Raw genomic sequence first — 18,614 nt, 5'->3', positions numbered from 1 at the left:
GCCCATACTTCCTGCCTCGCGGCAACCGAGGTCGCCACGGTCGCATCACGCCACCCATCCCCCGCCGTTGACAACCTGATGGCCGCGCCTGAAGTGACAACGGCGGGCCCGGCCAGGCGCGTGGATGTCCGGGCATAGAACGGCGGGTAACATTTTATCGCGAACGGGTTACGGCTATAGGTCAGCGCGGACTTGCTGGCCGCGTAAACGCTGCCACCCGGCTCGGGGATCCGGTCGGCGGCGTTACTGCCGATGGTGATGATCCGACCGCCCGCTGGTCATGGATCGGCACCTACTGGACGCTGACGGTGGCGCGGTGGTGGCGCGGTTCCTCGATCTCGTCGAGCAGCGCGATCGCGAAGTCCGCGTACCCGATCCGGCTGGCCGGGTCGCCGTGCTCGGCGACCCGGTACCGGCCGGTGCGCGCCCCGTCGTGGTCGAAGTCCCCAGCGGGAGCGACGTACACCCAGTCGAGTTCGCAGGCGCGCAGCACGTCGAGGCCCGCCGCGTGGCCGAGGAAGAAGGAACGGTACTCGTTCGGGTAGCCGGGCTCGTCCATCAACGCGGCGCCAGATGCCCCCGGCAGGATCGAGGAGAGGCCGACGACCACCAGGCGGCGCACGCCCGCCCTGGCCAGCCCGGTGGCCAAGGCGCGGGACGACGCGGTGAAGAAGTCGTGCGCCGGCGTGGACAGGTCGACCGCGGCGCTGATCGCCGCGTCCTGTCCGGCCGCCGCACGCTCGACACTTACCGCATCAGTGACATCACCCGCAACCACCCGGGCGTCGGACGGCAGGTCGCCATGACGTGCGGGGTCGCGCATCACGGCGGTGACCCGGTGGCCGCGGCGACCTGCTTCGGCGAGAACCTGCCGCCCCGCACGCCCGCCCGCGCCGAACACCACAATGTTCACGGCAACCCCTCTCCCCGTATGCCGGTGYCCTTGCGCCTGCCGGTGCGCGGACGCTATCGGGGATGGCGGTTACCGCGGGGATACCGGCTGGCTGGCTATCGTGAAGCGGTGAGGAAGCCCCTGCCCGCCGACATGTTCGACGAGCTGTGCCCGTCCTCGCTCAACCCGATCCGCTTCGGCGACAAGTGGGCAGCGCTCATCATCCGCTGCCTTGAGGACGGGCCGCGCCGGTTCTCCGAGCTGCGCGTGCCGCTGAGCCGGGTCACTCCCAAGGTGCTCACCCAGTCGCTGCGTTCCCTTGAACGGGACGGCCTGATCACCCGCACCGTCCTGGATGCCAGGGCCACCGCCCATGTCGAGTACGAGCTGACCGCGCTGGGCCGCAGCATGCTGGAGCCGATGGCGGTCGCCTGCGCCTGGGTCGCCGAGCACTGGGACCAGCTCCTCGACGCCCGCGAGGCGTATGACCGCGCCCTCCGCCTCGACCGCGCCGGATGAGGCGGCGTGGCTATCGCCGACGCGCCGCACAGTTCTGGACACATACCGAAACGTGCGGAGCGACGCCGATCCAGCCGAGCGAGACCCACAGCGTGACCGCTACCTCGGCCGTTTCCAGTTCGACACCGGGACCCTCGCCATCTTCGACCRGCGCCCCGACGTCCCCCGCCATCGGCGAACGCACCGGCGTCACCACGACCGCCGGTCCCGCCGGCCGCGCGATCACTMTGCTTCGCGGGTGACGTGCCTGCCCGCATCGTGCATACGGGCGGGCACGGGGCGGACCGGGCAGGCCGTCGGTACCGGAGGCGGCTCCGGCCGGTGGCGGCGCCTGTGTCCCGCCCGCGCGGCCGGTCGAAGGCCGGTGAAACCGGCGTGCAGGGGCGGTGATACCGCCGTTGTCTAGCGTTCTGGCCAGCTCATCCGACGCCTCCCTCGACCCGACGCCCCCGTTGTCGATCCCCCGTTGTCGATCCCCCGTTGTCGCGACACCCCACGGAAGGAAGACGGATGACAGCCATGCCCGCGGTCCAGGCCGGTGGTCTGGTCAAGAGATTCGGCGATTTTCACGCCGTCGACCACATCGATCTCGAGGTGCACCACGGCGAGATCTTCGGCGTGCTCGGGCCCAACGGCGCCGGCAAGACGACGATGCTGAAGATGCTGGCCACGCTGTTGGCGATCGACGACGGCCGGGCCGAGATCTTCGGCGTCGACGTCGCCGCCCAGCCGCACCGGGTCCGTCAGCTCATCGGCGTGACCGGCCAGTACGCCTCCGTGGACGAGGACCTCACCGCCACCGAGAACCTGTGGCTGTTCGGCCGGCTCCAGGGCCTGCGCTCGGCTGACGCGCGCGCCACCGCGCGCCGGCYGCTGGAGCAGTTCGGTCTCGAGGAGGCCGCCGAACGACAGATCTCGGCGTTCTCCGGCGGGATGCGCCGCCGCCTCGATCTTGCCGCGTCCCTCATCACCCGGCCACCGTTGATCTTCCTGGACGAGCCGACGACCGGCCTCGACCCGCGTACCCGCGGCCAGATGTGGGACACCATCCGCGAGCTCGTCAACGACGGCTGCACCGTCCTGCTCACCACGCAGTACCTGGACGAGGCCGACCAGCTCGCCGACCGGGTCTGCGTGATCGACCACGGGCGCAAGGTCGCCGAGGGCACGCCGGACGAGCTCAAGACCCAGGTCGGCGACTCGACGCTGCAGCTTCAGCTCGCCCCCGGCGCTGACCAGGAGCGCGCCCGCGAGGTGGTGCTGCGGGTGCTCGGCGAGGAGCCGGTCACCACGCCCGAGTCCGGCCGGCTCAACGTCCCGCTCGACGTCGCCGACCGGGCCGCCGACGTGCTGATCGCGCTGCGCGGGGCCGCCGTCGCGATCGCCTCGGTCAGTGTCGCCAAACCGACCCTCGACGAGGTCTTCTTCGCCCTCACCGGCCACGGCGCCGGTCCCGGCCACGGCGGCCCGGGCGACGCCGGCGACCCGGGCGACGCCGGCGACCCGCAGACCGCCGGCGGCCCGACCGGAGCGGTACCCGACCAGGACGCGACCGGCCCCGACGACCACGCCACGGAGGTAACTCGATGAACACCGTTCTCGCCGGGCCGTCGGCCGGGCCGGCCGCAGGCGCGCCGCGGCCGGCCTCGGCCGTCGACCCGGCAGCCGCCGTTGCCCGTACCCGGGCCCGCGCCGGGGTGGGGGACACCCTTACCCAGAGCTTCGCGATGGCCTGGCGAGCGCTGAAGAAGATGCGCCGCAACCCGGAACAGTTCTTCGACGTGGCGCTCCAGCCGCTGCTGTTCACCGCGATGTTCGCCTACGTGTTCGGCGGCGCGATCTCCGGCGACGTCCACAGCTACCTGCCGCTGCTCATCCCCGGCATCGTCGCCCAGACCGTGCTCACCACCTGCATGGCCACCGGTACGCAGCTGCGGGAGGACATGGACAAGGGGGTCTTCGACCGGTTCCGGTCCCTGCCGATGTCCCGGATCGCGCCGCTGGCCGGGCCGATGATCGCCGACCTGGTCCGCTACCTGATCGCGGCGAGCCTGACCTACCTGATGGGCCTGATCCTCGGCTACCGGCCCGGCGGCGGCGTGCCCGGCGTGCTCGGCGCGATCGTGCTCGCGGTCCTGACCGGCTGGGCGATCGCGTGGGCGTTCACCTGGATCGGCACGGTCGCCCGCAGCGCCCGCAGCGTGCAGGGAATCTCGATGATGATCCTGTTTCCGCTGACCTTCCTGTCCAACGCGTTCGTGCCGGCGAAGACGCTGCCGGGCTGGCTGGAGACCTTCACCAGGGTCAATCCGGTGTCACACCTGGTCTCCGCCACGCGGGACCTGGCCAACAACGGCGTGCTCACCGGGCAGGTCGGCTGGACGCTGCTCACCGGTCTCGCCGTGATCGTGATCTTCCTGCCGATGTCGGTCGTCAGCTACAAGCGGCACCTGTAGCCCGTGCCCCGGCGATGCCCCGTCGCGGCCCGGTGGTAGATCGGCCAGCCGCTCGGCCAGCCGTTCGACGAGGATGCACGCCTCGTCGAACAGCTGTGCCGGGCGCCGGGCCTCGGCGTCCGACCGGGCTGCCGGGAGTGCGCCGGGTGCCCGGCGCTCGGCGAGCGCCTCGACCCGGGCCCACCCCAGCGACGGGATCGTCGCGATGTAGGAGAAACGCTTCGCCAGCGCGAGCAGCTGGACCGCCTCCCGCACTGTCATCCCGGCCGGCATCCCGGCCGGCCGGCCGTCGCGAAGGCCCCAGACGCCGAACGCGAACAGCAGCGTCCCGCACGCCGGATAGTCGATCGTGGCCCGGCTGCGTCGCAACGCGTCGGCATACCGGACGAGACTGGCGCGAAACAGGTCGTGGCCGGTGGCGAGGTCGTCGGCGCTGGCCGCGTGCCAGGCGAAGGCGGCGAGCGCCACCGCGTCGCCGGCCAGCACCCAGGGCTCGACGCCGGTCGTTGCGACGCCGGGCCATCGCAACGCCCGCATCCCCGCTGCCGCGTCCAGATGCTGGCGCAGGCCCACAGCCGTGTCGCCGCGCACGATCGCGAGCTCGGCCCGGCCGATCGCCGCCATCATCGGGCCGCCGTACACGGCCCCGTCCGACGGGTCGATCTGGGCGAGATACTCCTCGGCCGCGTCGAGCCGGCCGCCGTTGACGGCGTCGAACGCCAGCAGCACCCGCAGCTGTGCGACGTCGTCGCGGGCACCGAGCCGTTCCAGGACCGGCAGGGCCGCCTGGGCGTGGGAACGGGCGACGGCGAAATCTCCGCGCCGCATCGTCAGCTCGGCCAGCCGGGTGTGCACCATGGCCGTCAGCCACGGCCCTTCCCGCGGTGTGGCCAGGGCCAGCGTCTGCTCGGCGGCTGCCGCCGAGGCCAGTGCCTCACCGGCGTTCTCGTGCAGATGGGCCAGCCACACCAGACAGACCAGGCGCAGGTGCCGGTCGGCGCCGTCCGCCAGCCGCACGAGCTGTGTCTCGGTGTCCGTGGGCTGCGCCGGGTCGAGGGCGAGCAGCACCCGCGCCGTGTTGGCCAGCCACGGGTCGCCCGCAGCCTCGGGGCCGAGCCGCTCCAGCAGCTCGCGGATCGGCGCCGGGAGAAGCCCGTCCCCCACGAAGATCGCGACCGTCGCCATCGCGGTCCCGGCAGCCACGGCCGCCTGAGCCGCGGCKGGCTGCGGTGTCCAGCCGGACAGCATCGCGGTGACCGCGTCGATCAGCACCGACATCCGGAGGTGCTCGCCGCGGATCGCCCAGAACATACCGAGCACCGCCAGCAGCCGCACGACCGTCTCGGTGTCGCCGTCGGCCACCGCGTCACGCAACTCGTCGGCGAGGTTCGTCTCCTCGGCCGCGATCGCGTCGATCGCCGCGAACTGCCGCTCCGTGACCAGACCCACGCCGTGCCGGGTGGCGTAGCCGACCGCCCAGTCCCGCTGGGCCCGTCGCGCCGCGACCTGCTCGCCGGATTCGGCCAGCCGCAGCCGGCCGAACTCCCGGACCGTCTCCAACATCCGATAACGCACTCCGCCGGCCGGCTCGCGCACGCTCAGCAACGACTGTTCGACGAGGTTCTGCACCGCGTCGACCGCGTTGACGGGATCGGAACCCGCTGCCTCGTCGGCGGGGCCGGGGGCGGCGAGGATCTCCTCCGCCGCCTCCAGGGTAAAACCGTCCGGGAACAGCGCCAGCCGGCGCAGCGAGCGCCGTTCCGGCTCCGCCAGCAGGTTCCACGACCAGTCGATCACGGCGAGCAGCGTGCGGTGGCGGTCCGGGGCGGCGCGGTCTCCGCCGCGCAGCAAGGCGAACCGGTCCGCCAGCCGCCGGTCGACGTCCTCCACCGACATCGCCCGGACCCGAGCCGCCGCCAGCTCGATCGCCAGCGGAAGCCCGTCGAGCCGGTCGACGATCCGGCCGACCACCTCACGGTCGAGCCGGACGGTGGGGCGGGCCGCGGTGGCACGCTGGCTGAACAGCTCGACCGCGTCGGCGCGGACCAGCTCGCCGAGCAGGTAGACCCGCTCGGCACCGATCGCGAGCGGCGCCCGGCTCGTCGTGAGCACCCGCAGGTCGGCGGTGGCCGTGACGAGGAAGGCGACCAGCTCGGCGACCTCGGCGACAAGATGCTCGCAGTTGTCCAACAGCAGCAGGCCCGGCCCCCGCGCCAGTCGCGCGGCGATCCGCGCGCGCAGGTCGGCGCGCTGCGCGGGGGTCAGCACCCGGCGGTCGCCGATCGAGTCGCGGACGCCGAGCGCGGAGCCGACCTCGCCGATCAGGTCCTCGGGCGCCGCCACCCCGACCAGGTGGACGACGTGCACCACCGGCAGCGTGCTGTCCCGGGCGAGCAGATGGGCCAGGCGGGTCTTCCCGAGGCCACCCGGCCCGACGATCGACACCACCCGCGACCGGTCCAGTAACGCCCGCAGCCGCTCGACGTCGTGCTGGCGGCCCAGCAGGGGAGTGGCGTCGTATCGGATCCCGCCCCGGACGGGCCGGTCGAGGGCGAGCAGATCGCGCTGGACCCGGGTGAGTGTCTCCCCGGGGCTGGTCCCCAGCCGTTCCCGCAGGTCCCGGCGGTAGCGCTCGAATCGTCCCAACGCCGCCGCGGGCCCGCGCACCGCGGCCTCGCTGCGTAGCAGGTCGACCAGCAGGTCCTCGTCGTCGGGCTGCTGCGCGTGCGCCGCCTCCAGGAGCCCGAGCGCCTTGGCATGCTCACCTGTACGACTCGTGGCCCGGGCCAACAGCAGTCGGGCCGCCGCCAGGTCGCGGCCGGCCGCCCGGCGCACGCCGGCGAGCGGCCCGGAGCCGTTCACCGGCACCGGCGGCAGCGCCGCGCCGAGGTCCAGCGCAGCGCGGGCCCGCTCGACGGCGGCCCGCGGATCGACAGCGACGAGCTCGGCGGCCTCGGCCACCAGCCGGCCCAGCAGACAGCTGTCGACCTGCGTCGGCAGGAGACCGAGCCGGTAGCCGTCACCGTCGCGCACCACCGCACCGGCACCGCACGCCGCCCTGGTCCGCGAGACGACCACCTGAAGGCCCTTGGCCGGGTTGGCCAACGACCCCTCGCCCCAGATCATCTCGGCCAGCCGCTGCGCCCGCACCGGCCGGCCGGGCTCGGATGCCAGCGCCGCCAGCAACGCCCGGGGGCGGTCGCCCATCACCGGGGTGCCCTCCCAGCGCACCCCGTCCAGGAGCATGAGGCTCACGACCACTCTGATCAGTCTAGAACGGCAGCCAGGAACGATCCGTACGTCCCCAGGAGCGTTGCCAGGGCCGGTTCCGCGGTCGAGCGACATGGTCCGGGCGACGGCATGGTCCGGGCGACGGCATGGTCCGGGCGACGGCATGGTCCGGGCGACGGCATGGTCCGGGGCTGGTTCGTTCGGGCCGCCCGCCGAGCACATCGCCATGACGAACCTCAACGAGGTGAATAAGTGGATCATTCTGCCGTATGGCCGCGGAGTTGATCACCGAACCTGGGGTCGGTCCTTCTCGCTCCGGTCGACATGCGATCCTTGGGGACGAGAGATCAGGACTCCCGCTGAGCGAGGTGATGGGTGGGCAGCCGGAACCGGGAACGACGCAAGGCAAAACAGAAGGCCCGCGCGAACCGTGTCCGCGCCCAGGCGCCGGAGTCCGGGGCAGGGGCCTTCTACCAGGAGGAGCGCGGCCAGCGGGAGATGTTTCGCCGGATCGCCGATCAGCTGGTCGCRGCGGCGCTGAACGCCCAGCTCGCCCGGGATGAGGCGGCACTGGCCGAGTACGTGGAGTTGCTCGTCGCCGCGCCGGGCGGGCCGGCCGGACGCCGAGTTGTCAATCGGTCCCTGGCCGGGTGGTTCGACCGCACCGTCGAGGCCGCCTGGCAGCGCGGCTGGCAGCCGGCTGACGTGCACCGGATCGTGAACCGTCAGGCAGGCCAGCGCCAGGCGCGACTCGCCGTCGACGCCATCGCCGGCCAGATGCGGCAATACGCGGCCGCCACCGTCGACGAGCGGTGGAAGAACCAGCTGTATGATCTTAACGCCGTTCTGTGGTGGGAGGATGACGGCACCTGGCTGGACGCCTGGGGTGACCGGGAGGGCCGGGACCGGGCGGAGGCGCTTGCCGACACCCTTGGTCTGCTCACCCTTCTGCACACCCTTCCCGCGATCGAATCCCTGTGCCCCCCGCCAGGCACCACACGACGCGACCCACCAGGTCGCCCCGCGGGACGCGGCCACGGCCAGGCGGACCCGGGCCACCGGGCCGGGGCCGGCCGGAGCGCCGACCCACGCATCCTCGACAAGGTCCGGGCGCTGCTGGCGAAGGCCGAATCAACCGGGTTCGCGGACGAGGCTGAGGCGCTGACCGCCAAGGCACAGCAGCTCATGGCCCGGCACAGCATCGACGAGGCGCTGCTCGCGGCGCGGGAGGGAACCCGCGACGAGCCGGCYGGCCGCCGGGTCGGCGTCGACAGCCCTTACGAGGCGGCCAAGGCCAGCCTGCTCGACGTGGTCGCCGGTGCAAACCGATGCCGTTCGGTGTGGACAAAGAACCTCGGGTTCGCCACGGTGATCGGTTTCCAGCCTGACCTCGACGCCGTCGAACTGCTGTACACCTCGCTCCTGGTCCAGGCGACCGCGGCGATGATGCAGGCCGGGTCCCGCCACGGGCGGTCCCGCACCCGGTCGTTCCGCCAGTCGTTCCTCGCCTCGTTCGCGGTCCGGATCGGCCAACGCCTGACGGCCGCTACMGAGCAGGCCAGTGAACAGGCCGCGGTCGAGGCGGGCGAGAGCCGGCTGCTGCCTGTGCTCGCCGCCCGTGGCGACGCCGTGAAGGAGGCAGCCGAGACGATGTTCCCGCAGGTCGTCGCCCGGGCGGTGAACGCGACCGACGGCGAGGGGTGGGCGTCCGGCCGGGCCGCCGCTGACCTCGCCTCCCTGCACACCTACGGCGAGGTGACCACCGCCCGGTCCCGATAGCCATGGCGCCGGAGCCGGCCCTCGCCTCACCGGTCACGCGATCATCCTGTTCGGGGCGGGACAGGCCCGCGTGCGGGCGCACCTCGCGCATCCGCTGGGAGTGAAGGGCTTCGCCGTCTCATGTGGGGGGTGGGAGTTTCTTCCGGCAGGTGATCGTGGCGGCCAGAGTGAGGAACCCGAGGAAGTTCCSGCCATCGCGTTCGTAGCGGATGGTCAACCGGCGGTAGCCATCCAGCCAGGAGATCGTTCTCTCGCCTTTCCACCGATGCCGGCCGAGACGTTCGGTGCTGTCCACCGTCGTGTTCACACTGCCCGCCGGAGACGCACCCACCTGGCTGGACGCGCGTCAGGGCTGTTCGCCGCGCGCTGGATCATCGACATACCCGGGGGGAGCTCACTCGTCGAGTTCGTAATCGAACCAAATGTGGTGGGTGTCGTCGGAGTCGATCTCCATGCCGCCGGTGCCGCGGATGCCGGTAAGAGCGTGTCTCGCGTGGCCGCTCCGGGTACATATCGATCATGGATGTGTTGGGGAGCAGCCTCGCCGGGCGGCTGGTCCCGGACGAGTTGTGGGAGCTGGTGGAACCGCTGCTGCCCCGGTTCGAGGCCCGCTGGCAGGGCGGTGGGACTGCCCCGATCGAGGATCGGGCGGTGTTTACCGCGGTGGTCTACGTGCTGACCTCGGGGTGTGCTTGGCGGCATCTGCCGTCCGAGTTCGGGGTGTCGGTACCCACGGCGCACCGTCGGTTCCAGGCGTGGACCCGGGCGGGTGTCTGGCCTCGACCGCACCGCAAGATCTTGGATCTGCACGGTGTGGCCGGACGGGTCGACTGGTCATCGGCGATCGTGGACGCGGCCAGCCTGCGAGCGAAAAAGGGGGAAGCCTGACCGGTCCGAACCCGGTCGACCGCGGCAAACCGGGCTCGAAGATCCATGTCCTGACCGACGCGGGCGGGCTGCCGCTGGTCGTGGCGGTCTCCCCGGCGAACCCGCACGACAGCGGGGCCTTCGTCCCGCTGGTGGCCAGCATCCCGGCGATCCGTTCCCGCCGTGGCCCGCGGCGGCGCCACCCGGCCAAGCTGCGTGCGGACAAGGCCTACGACCAGCCGGAACTACGGCGTTTCCTGCGCCGGCGCGGTATCGCGGTGCGGATCGCCCGCCGTGGTGTGGACAGTACCGAACGCCTCGGCCGGCACCGGTGGAAAGTCGAGAGAACCCTGGCCTGGCTCGGTGGCTACCGCCGTCTCACCATCCGCTACGAACGCAACGGCTACAACTTCCTCGGGTTCCTCTGCCTGGCTGCCGCGATCACCTGCTGGAAGAAGCTCCCGCACTCGACGTGAGACACGCTCTAAGCCGGGCGGCTAAGCGTCGGACAGGCGCCGCAGCACATTGCGGTCCGTATGGGCGACCGGGTCGGACACCCGCTCGTGATCGATGGTGGTCGTGGAGGTGTAGGCGAAGCTCCCGTTGCCGGTGACGGTGATGCTCACCTCGTAGCGGATACTGTTCGCAGCGCGCGCCAGGTAGGGGTTGGACAGGATGCCGTACGTGGGGRAGCCGGCCTGCGCCCGCAGGGTGAAGTCGGTCGCGTCCGGCGCCACGGCACCACCGGCGATCAGGACCGCACCGCGGGGCACCATGAAGCACCGCATGACGTGGCCGAGATTGGCGTCCCACAGCCAGTAGCCGATCTCAGTGTGGAACGCCTTCTCCTCGCCAGCCCGCCACGCGGCCATGTGGTAGTCGAGGCCGTAGAGACACTGCGGGCCGTTGTCCACGGGACCGAAGGGCTTGAAGGTGACCCTCTCGCGGTACGGGGTCTCGATAATCGTGCCCTCGGCGTTGCCGAAGGCAACGTCCACCCCCTGGTCGCCCTCCCACGCACCGGCCAGGGCCGCCAACGGACCGAACTCCGGGCCGACTTTTCCCGCCTTCTCCGTCTTCCCTGGCTTTCCTGTCGTTTTCGTCACCGCAAATCCTCCTTGAACGAGGAACCACCTACAGGTGGCACAATTCCGGAACATGCCCGGAACATCTCGACATTACTGTCAAATTCCTGCAAGCCGCTGTTGCGCGACTCTCAAGCCGCGCCGGACGGCACATTCACCGTGCTCACGGGCTCGCCCTCAAGATCGAACATTTCGCCGGTCTGTGGGCACGGCGCTTTGGTGGGTACGGCGCCGCTTCAGTCTTACGTGGTGGTGTGGCGGGGGTGGGCGGCTTCGTGTTCGTAGGTCTGCCAGCGCCCGAGGATGTCGCGTTGGGCGAGTGCCGCGAGCTCGTCGGCTTCGTCGGGGTTGACGGTGTTGAGGAGGGTGAACCGGGATTCGGTGGCGGCGAACTCGCTGAAGGGGATGGACGGTGCCCGCGAGTCGAGGGAGAACGGCCTTTCCGCGCGGGGGTCGACCCGGTAGAGCGGCCAGTATCCCGATTTCACCGCGGCTTTCTGGTGGGCCAGGCCGTCGGTCATGGTGATGYCGTGGGCGATGCAGTGGCTGTAGGCGACAATGAGGGACGGGCCGTGCCAGCTGGCCGCCTCGTTGAAGGCTTTCACCGTGTGCTGGTCGTTGGCGCCGAGGGCGACCTGCGCGACGTACACGTCGCCGTAGGCGGCGGCGAGCAGCCCGAGGTCTTTCTTGCGGGTCCGTTTGCCGCCGCCGGCGAACTTCGCGACCGCGGCGCGCGGCGTCGACTTCGACGCCTGCCCACCGGTGTTGGAGTACACCTCGGTATCGAGGACGAGCACGTTGACATCGCGTCCCGACGCGAGCACGTGGTCGAGGCCGCCGAAGCCGATGTCGTACGCCCACCCGTCCCCACCGATGATCCACACGCTTTTGTCGACGAGGTCGTCGAGGACAGCGTCGAGGGTGGTGTCGTGGTCGACGGTGGCCAGCCGCCGGCGTAGTTCGGCCACCCGCTGGCGTTGGTCGAGGATGCCGGCCTCGGTCGACTGGTCGGCGGTGAGCAGCGCCTCGACGAGCGTGCCGCCGACCGTCGCGGTCTGTGCGCGCAGCAGTCGGCGGGCCTCGCGGGCCCGGCTGTCGAGCGCGAGGCGTATCCCGAGCCCGAACTCGGCGTTGTCCTCGAACAGCGAGTTCGCCCAGGCCGGGCCGCGGCCGTCGGTGCCCGCCGACCAGGGTGTGGTCGGCAGGTTGCCGCCGTAGATGGACGAGCATCCCGTGGCGTTGGCGACGATGATGCGGTCACCGAACAGCTGCGTGAGCAGTTTGAGGTAGGGCGACTCCCCGCAGCCGGCGCAGGCGCCGGAGAACTCGAACAGCGGCTCCCGTAGCTGCGAGCCGCGGACCGTGTCCGGTGGGGCGAGCGCCGGTGGGACCGCCGGCAGCGTTTCGCGGAACGCCCATCCGGCACGTTCCTCCTCGAAGCGGGGTGCGGCGTCGACCATGTCCAGGGCGCGATGGCCCTCGATCTCCCGGCTCTTCGCCGGGCAGGCCTCGACGCAGATGCCGCAGCCGGTGCAGTCGTCCGGTGCCACCTGCACCGCGAGCCGGAACGCCGCGAGGGTGCGGTCCTTCGGCTTTTTGTGCCGGAACGACGCCGGCGCGTCGGCGAGCCGCGCCGGGTCGAACAACGTCATCCGGATGGCGGCGTGCGGGCAGGAAATCGCGCACTTGCCGCAGTCGATGCACAGGTCCGCATCCCACACCGGAAGCTCGCGGGTCAGGCCGCGTTTCTCGTACCGGGCCGTCCCGACGGGGAAGGTGCCGTCAGCCGKTAGTGCGCTGACGGGAAGCAGGTTCCCCTCCCCTGCCATGATCCGCGCCGTCACCTGCCGGACGAATGCGGGCGCCTCGCCGAGCAGCTGCCGGCGCGCCTGGCCCGTGACCACACGAGCCTGCAGGTCGACCTCGTGCAGGGCGTCGAGCGCGGCATCGATGGCGGCGAAGTTACGCTGCAGCACGGCRTCACCGCGTTTGCCGCGGGCGGCGCGGACCCCGTCCTTGACCGCCGCGATCGCCTCGTCGCGGTCCAGCAGACCGGACAGCGCCAGGAAACAGGTCTGCAGCACCGGGCTTACGATCCCGGGCATGCCGGCCTGCTTCGCCACCCGGTCGGCGTCGACGACGAACAGGCGCGCATCCCGGTCGAGCAGGTGCCGCTGCGCGTCGGCCGGCAGATGCTCCCACACCCTCTCCGGCGCATGCGGGCTGTTGAGCAGCACGGTGGCACCCGGCGCGGCCACGGCGAGCACGTCCACCCGTTCCAGCAGCGAGGACTGATGACAGCCCACGTACTGGGCGTTCTGGATAAGCCACGGGGAGTCGACCGGTCGTGGCGACAGCCGCAGATGCGAGACCGTCATCGACCCCGACTTCTTGGAGTCGAACACGAAGTACGCCTGCGCGTGCAGCGGCGTGCGAGCTGCGACGATACCGGCCGTTGCCCGCGTGGCACCCACCGTGCCGTCGCTACCGAGCCCGTAGAACACCGCCCGCAGCACGTCATCCGGCTCCGGGACACGGTCGTCGTCCACCTCGAGCGACAGGTCCGTGACGTCGTCGCGGATACCCACCGTCACCTCCCGGCGCGGCGCCGCGCCGGCCAGCTCGTCGAACACCGCCGCCGCCATCGCCGGGGTGAACTCCTTCGACGCCAACCCGTAACGGACACCGATCACCCGCGGCATCCGCTCGGGCCGTTCCGCGAACGCGGCGACGACATCCAGCCGCAACGGCTCACCCGACGCGCCCGGCTCCTTCGTCCGGTCCAGGACCGCGACCGACCGCACCGTCGAGGGCAGGCACGCGAGCAACGCCCGGCCGTCGAAGGGACGGAACAAACGAACCTGGACGAACCCGACCCGCTCGCCTCGCTCGACCAGCCGGGTGACCGCCTCCCGCACCGCCGACCGACCCGACCCCATGACGACCACAACCCGCTCGGCCTCGGGATGACCCTGATACTCAAACAGACGGTAGGCCCGGCCCGTCGCCGCGGCCAGCCGGTCCATCACCCCCTGCACAATCCCGGGAACCGCGGCGTAGAACGTGTTCGACGCCTCCCGGGCCTGGAAGAACGTGTCGGGATCCTGGGTGGTGCYCCGGATCACCGGACGGTCGGGGGACAACGCCCGGCGGCGATGGGCATCGATATGCCCGGCAGCCAGCAGACCACCCAGCGTGCCGTCGTCGAGCAACGCCACCTCGTTCAGCTCGTGCGACGTGYGGAAACCGTCGAAGAAGTGCAGGAACGGTACCCGCGACTCGAGCGTTGCCGCATGCGCCACCGCGGCCAGGTCATGCGCCTCCTGCGGCGACGCCGAACACAGCATGGCGAAACCGGTCGACCTCGCCGCCATCACATCACTGTGATCACCAAAGATCGACAGTGCGTGCGTGGCCACGGTCCGGGCCGCGACGTGAAGAACCATCGGCGTGAGCTCGCCGGCGATCTTGAACATGTTGGGCAGCATCAGCAGGAGACCCTGCGAGGCGGTGAACGTCGTCGACAGCGCACCCGCCTGCAACGCCCCGTGCACAGTGCCGGCGGCACCACCCTCACTCTGCAGCTGGACGACCTCGGGCACCGCACCCCACAGGTTCGGGCGGCCCTTCGCCGCCCACGCATCGGCCAGCTCCCCCATAGCCGACGCCGGGGTGATCGGATAGATCGCGATCACCTCGCTCGCCAGGTAGGCCACCAACGCGGCGGCCTCGTTCCCATCGATCGTCTTCTGACCCATACATCCCAGACTCAGGCGTCCGGAGGCGGATCGAGGAGGGACTTCCTTCCCGTCCCCGAAGGCGGAAGTCACCAGTATCCGACTCCCGACGACGTTACCGATCCAGAAACAGCCGTAGTCTGCTGGTGAACCGGACGCGGAAGCATTGCGGGTCCGGCCGAGGAGACACGACGTCCCTCCGCCGCYGGGCGGAGCGCGCGACCGGGAGCGAGGATGCGGTGAAGGCCGTGGCGATCGCCAGCTACAAGGGCGGGGTAGGCAAGACCACGCTCACCGCAAACATCGGCGCCGCGATCGCCCGGCTGGGGAGACGGGTACTGATGATCGACCTGGACCCGCAGGCGAACCTGACCTTCTCCTTTTACCGACCCGAGACCTGGCGGACGGACCTCGCCGACCACCGGAGAACCGTCAAGGCGTGGTTCGAGTCGTGGCGGCCGGAGACCACCCCACCGCCCCTCGCGGGGTACGTGACCACACCATCGGTCGTCAACGCCGCCGTCGCCGCGGGCGGCGGCACGTTGGACCTGCTCGCGTCGCACCTCTCACTCGGCGACATCGAGATGGACCTCACCGCCAGGCTGGGCGGGGCGCRGGCCCACCGGTCCACCAGGTACTACTTCGACGTCTACCAGCGGCTGGCCACCGGGCTGGCGTCCTTCTCCACGTACGACTACGACCTTGTGCTCATCGACTGCCCGCCGAACTTCGGAGTCATCACCCGGGCCGCGATCGCAGCCTGCGACCACCTGCTCATCCCGGCCCGGCCGGACAACCTGTCGACGCTGGGCATCGAACATCTGATGAGCAGACTGGGCCGGTTCGTCTGGGAGTACAACAGGGTCGCGGGGTTGCAGTCCGGGATGCATCCGGCCGTGAAACGACTCGAACCGCGGGTGCTCGGTGTTGTTCTCATGATGGTCCAGTACTACGGCGGTCGGCCGACCAGCTTCCTGCGGCCCTACATCCACCAGGCATCTGGTCTCGGACTCCCGGTGTTCGAGTCGATGCTCCGCGTGAGTAACCGGAGCTTCGCTGGAGCGGCTGGAACCCAACTGCCGGCKGTGCTGTCCGCGGATCTCCCGCCCGAGGTGGCCCGGGAGCTGATCAGCCTGGTCGAGGAGTTCCTCCGACGGGTCGGGGCGGCCAGCCGCATGGCGGGCCCGTCGCATAGGCCCGTCGCGTAGGCGAGGCCCAGAGGCCCCGGCGTCCGGCCAGTCATGATCGACATCCCCCGGGGTGCACCTCAAGTAATGATCATACTGCTTCTCGTTCTCGTCGAAGCGGGCCAGAACTCGCAAGTCGGGACTTGATCGTCTGATGGTCGGGGGTAGCGACAAGCACCCCCTTGGAGCGTGTAGCATCGCAGTCGTTCGCGGGTGAGACATCCGCGAACCACCTGTCCGGGTGGCGGAATGGCAGACGCGCTAGCTTGAGGTGCTAGTGCCCTTTAACGGGCGTGGGGGTTCAAGTCCCCCCTCGGACACTCTCGTTCGTACATGATCCCTTGAGGCTTGGCCTCGGCGATCACTCGGTGGGCTCCTGGTTCGTAGGTGAGTTGCAGGCCGAGTTGGGTGTAGATCTCGGCTTTATCGGCCGGGTCGGCTTCGGTGAGAACGGCGACGATGTCGCCCACGGCGGTGACCATGTCGTGGATCTCCTGTTCGGTCATGGGGGCTGCGCCGTCCGGGTCGAGGCCGGCGCGGGCGGCGTGGGCGTTGATGTGGTTCGCGGCCTGCGTCTGGGTCCAGCCGCGGGCGTGGCGATGGGCGGCGCGGGGGCGGTAGTGGTAGCGGCGGGCGAACTCGATCGCGATCTCGTCGTGACTCATCCCGACCGCGCGCATCCGCGCCCGCAACTCGTCCTGCTCTACCCGCTGGCTTGGCTTGGCCGTCACGACGGGCTAGATCCCCTCGGAAATCCGGTGGTCGATCTTCCGGTGGTTCCTGACTGGAACCATTCTCACGGTAGTCCTTCTGTCACGGACCGAGCGGTACGGGATGACGTCGGTCCTCGGCCGACCTGTTGTTCAGCTTGTCGCTGTTGTGCACTCGCAGTGCCTGGCGTGGCGTCCGAGACATCCACGTAGCTGATCTTCGGCGAACTTCACCGTCTCCATCAAATCGCCGTACAGCGATTCCGGGATGCTTCCGGCATCGAGCCCGGCGGCGCGGAAGACATCGGCCAGGGTTTGGCGCTGCGTCGTCGTCATCGACTCCCGGAGGCGGTGCGCGAGCGTGTCGCGGGCCGTGTACGCGTCCTTGAACGCACCTGCGATCAGCGCCCGGCGTAGTACGTCGATGCGCGGATGGTCGTGGCCGTCGGCGAGGTCGAGCGCGATCATGCCTGCTCGGGCACGGAAGACCATGGTCGAGAGGTCGGGCTGCCGCATCAGGGTGAGCGCGGTGGCGAGGAGCGGGGCGATCTGCGGGCCGGTGTCGGCGCCAGCCTGTCGCAGACAGTGCACCCGCAGGATTGTTTGGATCGCCTGTTCCCACGGTTCGGGGGTGGCGCTCTGGTCGACCAGCGCTGCTGCCTGCTCGGTGTGCCCGGCCTGGGCGAGTGCCAGGACGGTCGCCTGTCGGCCGTCGAGCAGTCGGCGGCCGACTCCGCGGTGGGCCGCGGYTTGTTCGGCGGCTTCGTGCCAGCGCCCGGCCCGTGCCAGTGCCCGGACTCCGTCCGCCAGGAGCGCCGTCCAGGTCAGGGTGCGCATGGTCCGATGGTCGTCGGAGGCGCAGGTGACGTTGTGGAGACTGACGGACCGTCCGTCGATCAGTGCGCTGGTCTGCGTGCGCGCGGCCTCGTGCAGGGCCTGGAGGATCGCGTGAGCGCGGTTGCCGTCACCATCGCGGATCAGTTGGCGCGGGAGGTTGAGCACCGGTTGGAGGGCGAGTTCGGCGGCTGAGGCGGGCAGGGGCCGCGCCTGATCGAACAGCGTGTGTTGGCGCCAGCACAGGTCTTGGGCGAGGTCTGGTTGTCCGCAGTCGGAGGCGATCAGCGCCGCCTTGTTGCAGACTTCGGCCGCTCGGAGGAGCGGGAGACCGTCCGATGTCCGTGCGRCCAGGTCGTGCAGCTGTCTGACTCGGTCTTCGAGGGGGAGGCCGGGTGGTCGGGGGCGTTGGACCAGCGGGAACCAGGCGAGCAGGTTCTCGTCGGCCGGGTCTGTTCCGACGTTCGTCATGCCGGTTCCCGATCGTGCGGCTGGTGATCGGAGGCGGGGTCGTGCCCGAACACGACGGTCTTGGCGGTGTGCGCGAGGACGGCTTGCGCCGTGTGGGGAAGGCCGTGCCGGTTCCAGGCGAAGATGATGTGGTGGGCGAGGACGGCGCGTAGGCCGCGGCGTAGCCGGCCGTCGGTGGCCAGGGCGGCCAGTTCGGTGCCGGCGGCGGCGAAGTCGCTGGTCCAATCGGTGAAGGCCGGCGRCAGGGTGTCCTTGGCCAGGCTGTCGGTGTCGATGCTCATCAGGCGCCGCAGGCCGTCACGCAGGGTGCGGAGCCTGTCGTCGGGGGTGCGCTCAGGTGGTTGCCGGTGCTCGGCGACTCGCGCCCACACGTCTCCTTCCTCGTACCAGTCGAGCCCGGCGGCGCGTAGCAGGTGCGAGCACAGCAGGACCGACAGTTCACGGCGGCGCCGGTCGGCCGGTTTGTGGCTGGTGCTGTTCAGGTAGGTGAGCAGGTGTCGGCTGTCGAGGTGGAAGAGCCGGTGGGCGGTGTCCATGCCTTCGGCGCCGCCGAAGGCATGGCTTTCTGGTTCGTAGAGGGTGGACGTGGCGTCCTCGATGCGGCGTGTCTCCCGGAGATCGGCGAGACGGGTGTGGATGTACGCCTTGGCCTCTCCTGTCGTCTGGCGGGGCAGGTAGCGGATGCGCCAGCAGGGCGCCTTGCGTACGAAGAACCAGGAGGTGATGAGCCCGTCGGTCTCGGCGGTGTCCAGCAGAGGGGCGAGGTGGTCCACGGCGGTGCCCTCGGCGTTCGCCCAGTCGGGGAAGGTGACGTTGACCTGGTGCCAGGTGCGGGTGTCCATGTCG

12 protein-coding genes, 1 tRNA gene and 2 pseudogenes are annotated in these 18,614 nt (G+C 70.6%); 7 read left to right on the top strand and 8 right to left on the bottom strand.

The genetic code is table 11. The annotated features are described in order from the left end of the window. Positions 1 to 292: 292 nt before the first annotated feature. Entirely contained in the window at positions 293 to 913 is a 621-nt protein-coding gene (locus CcI156_RS13175) for an NAD(P)-dependent oxidoreductase (RefSeq protein WP_011436449.1), read from the bottom strand. Between the two features lie 108 nt (positions 914 to 1,021). Between CcI156_RS13175 and CcI156_RS13170 the strand changes: the two genes are divergently transcribed. The 3 genes from CcI156_RS13170 to CcI156_RS13155 all read left to right on the top strand — a co-directional run bounded on the left by CcI156_RS13170 (position 1,022) and on the right by CcI156_RS13155 (position 3,867). Beyond that, on the top strand, positions 1,022 to 1,411 hold the full coding sequence (locus CcI156_RS13170; protein WP_011436450.1) for a helix-turn-helix domain-containing protein: 390 nt from the start codon (positions 1,022 to 1,024) through the stop codon (positions 1,409 to 1,411). Between the two features lie 510 nt (positions 1,412 to 1,921). After that, positions 1,922 to 3,001, top strand: coding sequence for an ATP-binding cassette domain-containing protein (locus tag CcI156_RS13160; RefSeq protein ID WP_076805951.1), 1,080 nt, complete (start codon positions 1,922 to 1,924; stop codon positions 2,999 to 3,001). Further along, positions 2,998 to 3,867, top strand: coding sequence for an ABC transporter permease (locus tag CcI156_RS13155; protein WP_011436452.1), 870 nt, complete (start codon positions 2,998 to 3,000; stop codon positions 3,865 to 3,867). The genes CcI156_RS13160 and CcI156_RS13155 overlap by 4 nt, the downstream gene beginning before the upstream one ends. A 1,839-nt stretch (positions 3,868 to 5,706) precedes the next feature. On the opposite strand, the pseudogene CcI156_RS27765 reads toward CcI156_RS13155, so the two are convergent. Further along, positions 5,707 to 6,993, bottom strand: a pseudogene (locus tag CcI156_RS27765) (BTAD domain-containing putative transcriptional regulator); the annotation flags it as partial. 480 nt (positions 6,994 to 7,473) lie between these two features. Here CcI156_RS27765 and CcI156_RS13145 point away from each other — a divergent pair. After that, entirely contained in the window at positions 7,474 to 8,877 is a 1,404-nt protein-coding gene (locus tag CcI156_RS13145) for a DUF2786 domain-containing protein (protein WP_011436454.1), read from the top strand. A 118-nt stretch (positions 8,878 to 8,995) separates the two neighbouring features. Here the strand turns inward: CcI156_RS13145 and CcI156_RS27760 are convergent. Beyond that, a pseudogene (locus CcI156_RS27760) lies at positions 8,996 to 9,160 on the bottom strand (IS5/IS1182 family transposase); the annotation flags it as partial. A 236-nt stretch (positions 9,161 to 9,396) separates the two neighbouring features. Between CcI156_RS27760 and CcI156_RS24100 the strand changes: the two are divergent. Then, positions 9,397 to 10,220 (top strand): IS5 family transposase gene (locus CcI156_RS24100; protein ID WP_139168531.1). Its coding sequence is split into 2 segments (ribosomal slippage): positions 9,397 to 9,748 and positions 9,748 to 10,220, totalling 825 coding nucleotides; the frame shifts between segments, so codons are not numbered across the junction. Positions 10,221 to 10,241: 21 nt separating this feature from the next. Here CcI156_RS24100 and CcI156_RS13125 read toward each other — a convergent pair. Continuing rightward, positions 10,242 to 10,850, bottom strand: coding sequence for a heme-binding beta-barrel domain-containing protein (locus tag CcI156_RS13125; protein ID WP_083718503.1), 609 nt, complete (start codon positions 10,848 to 10,850; stop codon positions 10,242 to 10,244). 221 nt (positions 10,851 to 11,071) lie between these two features. Then, positions 11,072 to 14,587, bottom strand: coding sequence for a pyruvate:ferredoxin (flavodoxin) oxidoreductase (nifJ, locus tag CcI156_RS13120; RefSeq protein ID WP_076805946.1), 3,516 nt, complete (start codon positions 14,585 to 14,587; stop codon positions 11,072 to 11,074). Between the two features lie 218 nt (positions 14,588 to 14,805). Between nifJ and CcI156_RS13115 the strand changes: the two genes are divergently transcribed. Beyond that, positions 14,806 to 15,774, top strand: a complete 969-nt coding sequence (locus CcI156_RS13115; RefSeq protein WP_076805944.1) for a ParA family protein — start codon at positions 14,806 to 14,808, stop codon at positions 15,772 to 15,774. 214 nt (positions 15,775 to 15,988) lie between these two features. Continuing rightward, positions 15,989 to 16,073 (top strand) — tRNA-Leu (locus CcI156_RS13110). On the opposite strand, the gene CcI156_RS26900 is transcribed toward CcI156_RS13110, so the two are convergent. The 3 genes from CcI156_RS26900 to CcI156_RS13095 all read right to left on the bottom strand — a co-directional run bounded on the left by CcI156_RS26900 (position 16,038) and on the right by CcI156_RS13095 (position 18,610). Continuing rightward, complete coding sequence (locus tag CcI156_RS26900) at positions 16,038 to 16,433, bottom strand: hypothetical protein (RefSeq protein ID WP_082456821.1); 396 nt, start codon at positions 16,431 to 16,433, stop codon at positions 16,038 to 16,040. The two genes, CcI156_RS13110 and CcI156_RS26900, sit on opposite strands and share 36 nt — an antisense overlap. A gap of 183 nt (positions 16,434 to 16,616) precedes the next feature. Beyond that, positions 16,617 to 17,768, bottom strand: a complete 1,152-nt coding sequence (locus CcI156_RS13100) for a hypothetical protein (RefSeq protein WP_076805942.1) — start codon at positions 17,766 to 17,768, stop codon at positions 16,617 to 16,619. After that, positions 17,765 to 18,610, bottom strand: coding sequence for a thiopeptide-type bacteriocin biosynthesis protein (locus CcI156_RS13095; RefSeq protein WP_076805940.1), 846 nt, complete (start codon positions 18,608 to 18,610; stop codon positions 17,765 to 17,767). Before CcI156_RS13095 ends, CcI156_RS13100 begins: the two co-directional genes overlap by 4 nt. Between the last annotated feature and the right edge of the window lie 4 nt (positions 18,611 to 18,614).

Origin of the sequence: Frankia sp. CcI156, from assembly GCF_001983015.1 — a bacterium.
GTDB classification, from domain to species: Bacteria; Actinomycetota; Actinomycetes; order Frankiales; family Frankiaceae; genus Frankia; species Frankia casuarinae.
Note: the sequence above shows the minus strand (reverse complement) of the source record. Positions and strands in the feature narration are given on the sequence as shown.

Excerpts from the sequence above, each read along its gene's own strand:
- CcI156_RS13155 (WP_011436452.1), top strand. The coding sequence starts at position 2,998 with ATGAACACCGTTCTCGCCGGGCCGTCGGCCGGGCCGGCCGCAGGCGCG.
- CcI156_RS26900 (WP_082456821.1), bottom strand. The coding sequence starts at position 16,433 with ATGCGCGCGGTCGGGATGAGTCACGACGAGATCGCGATCGAGTTCGCC.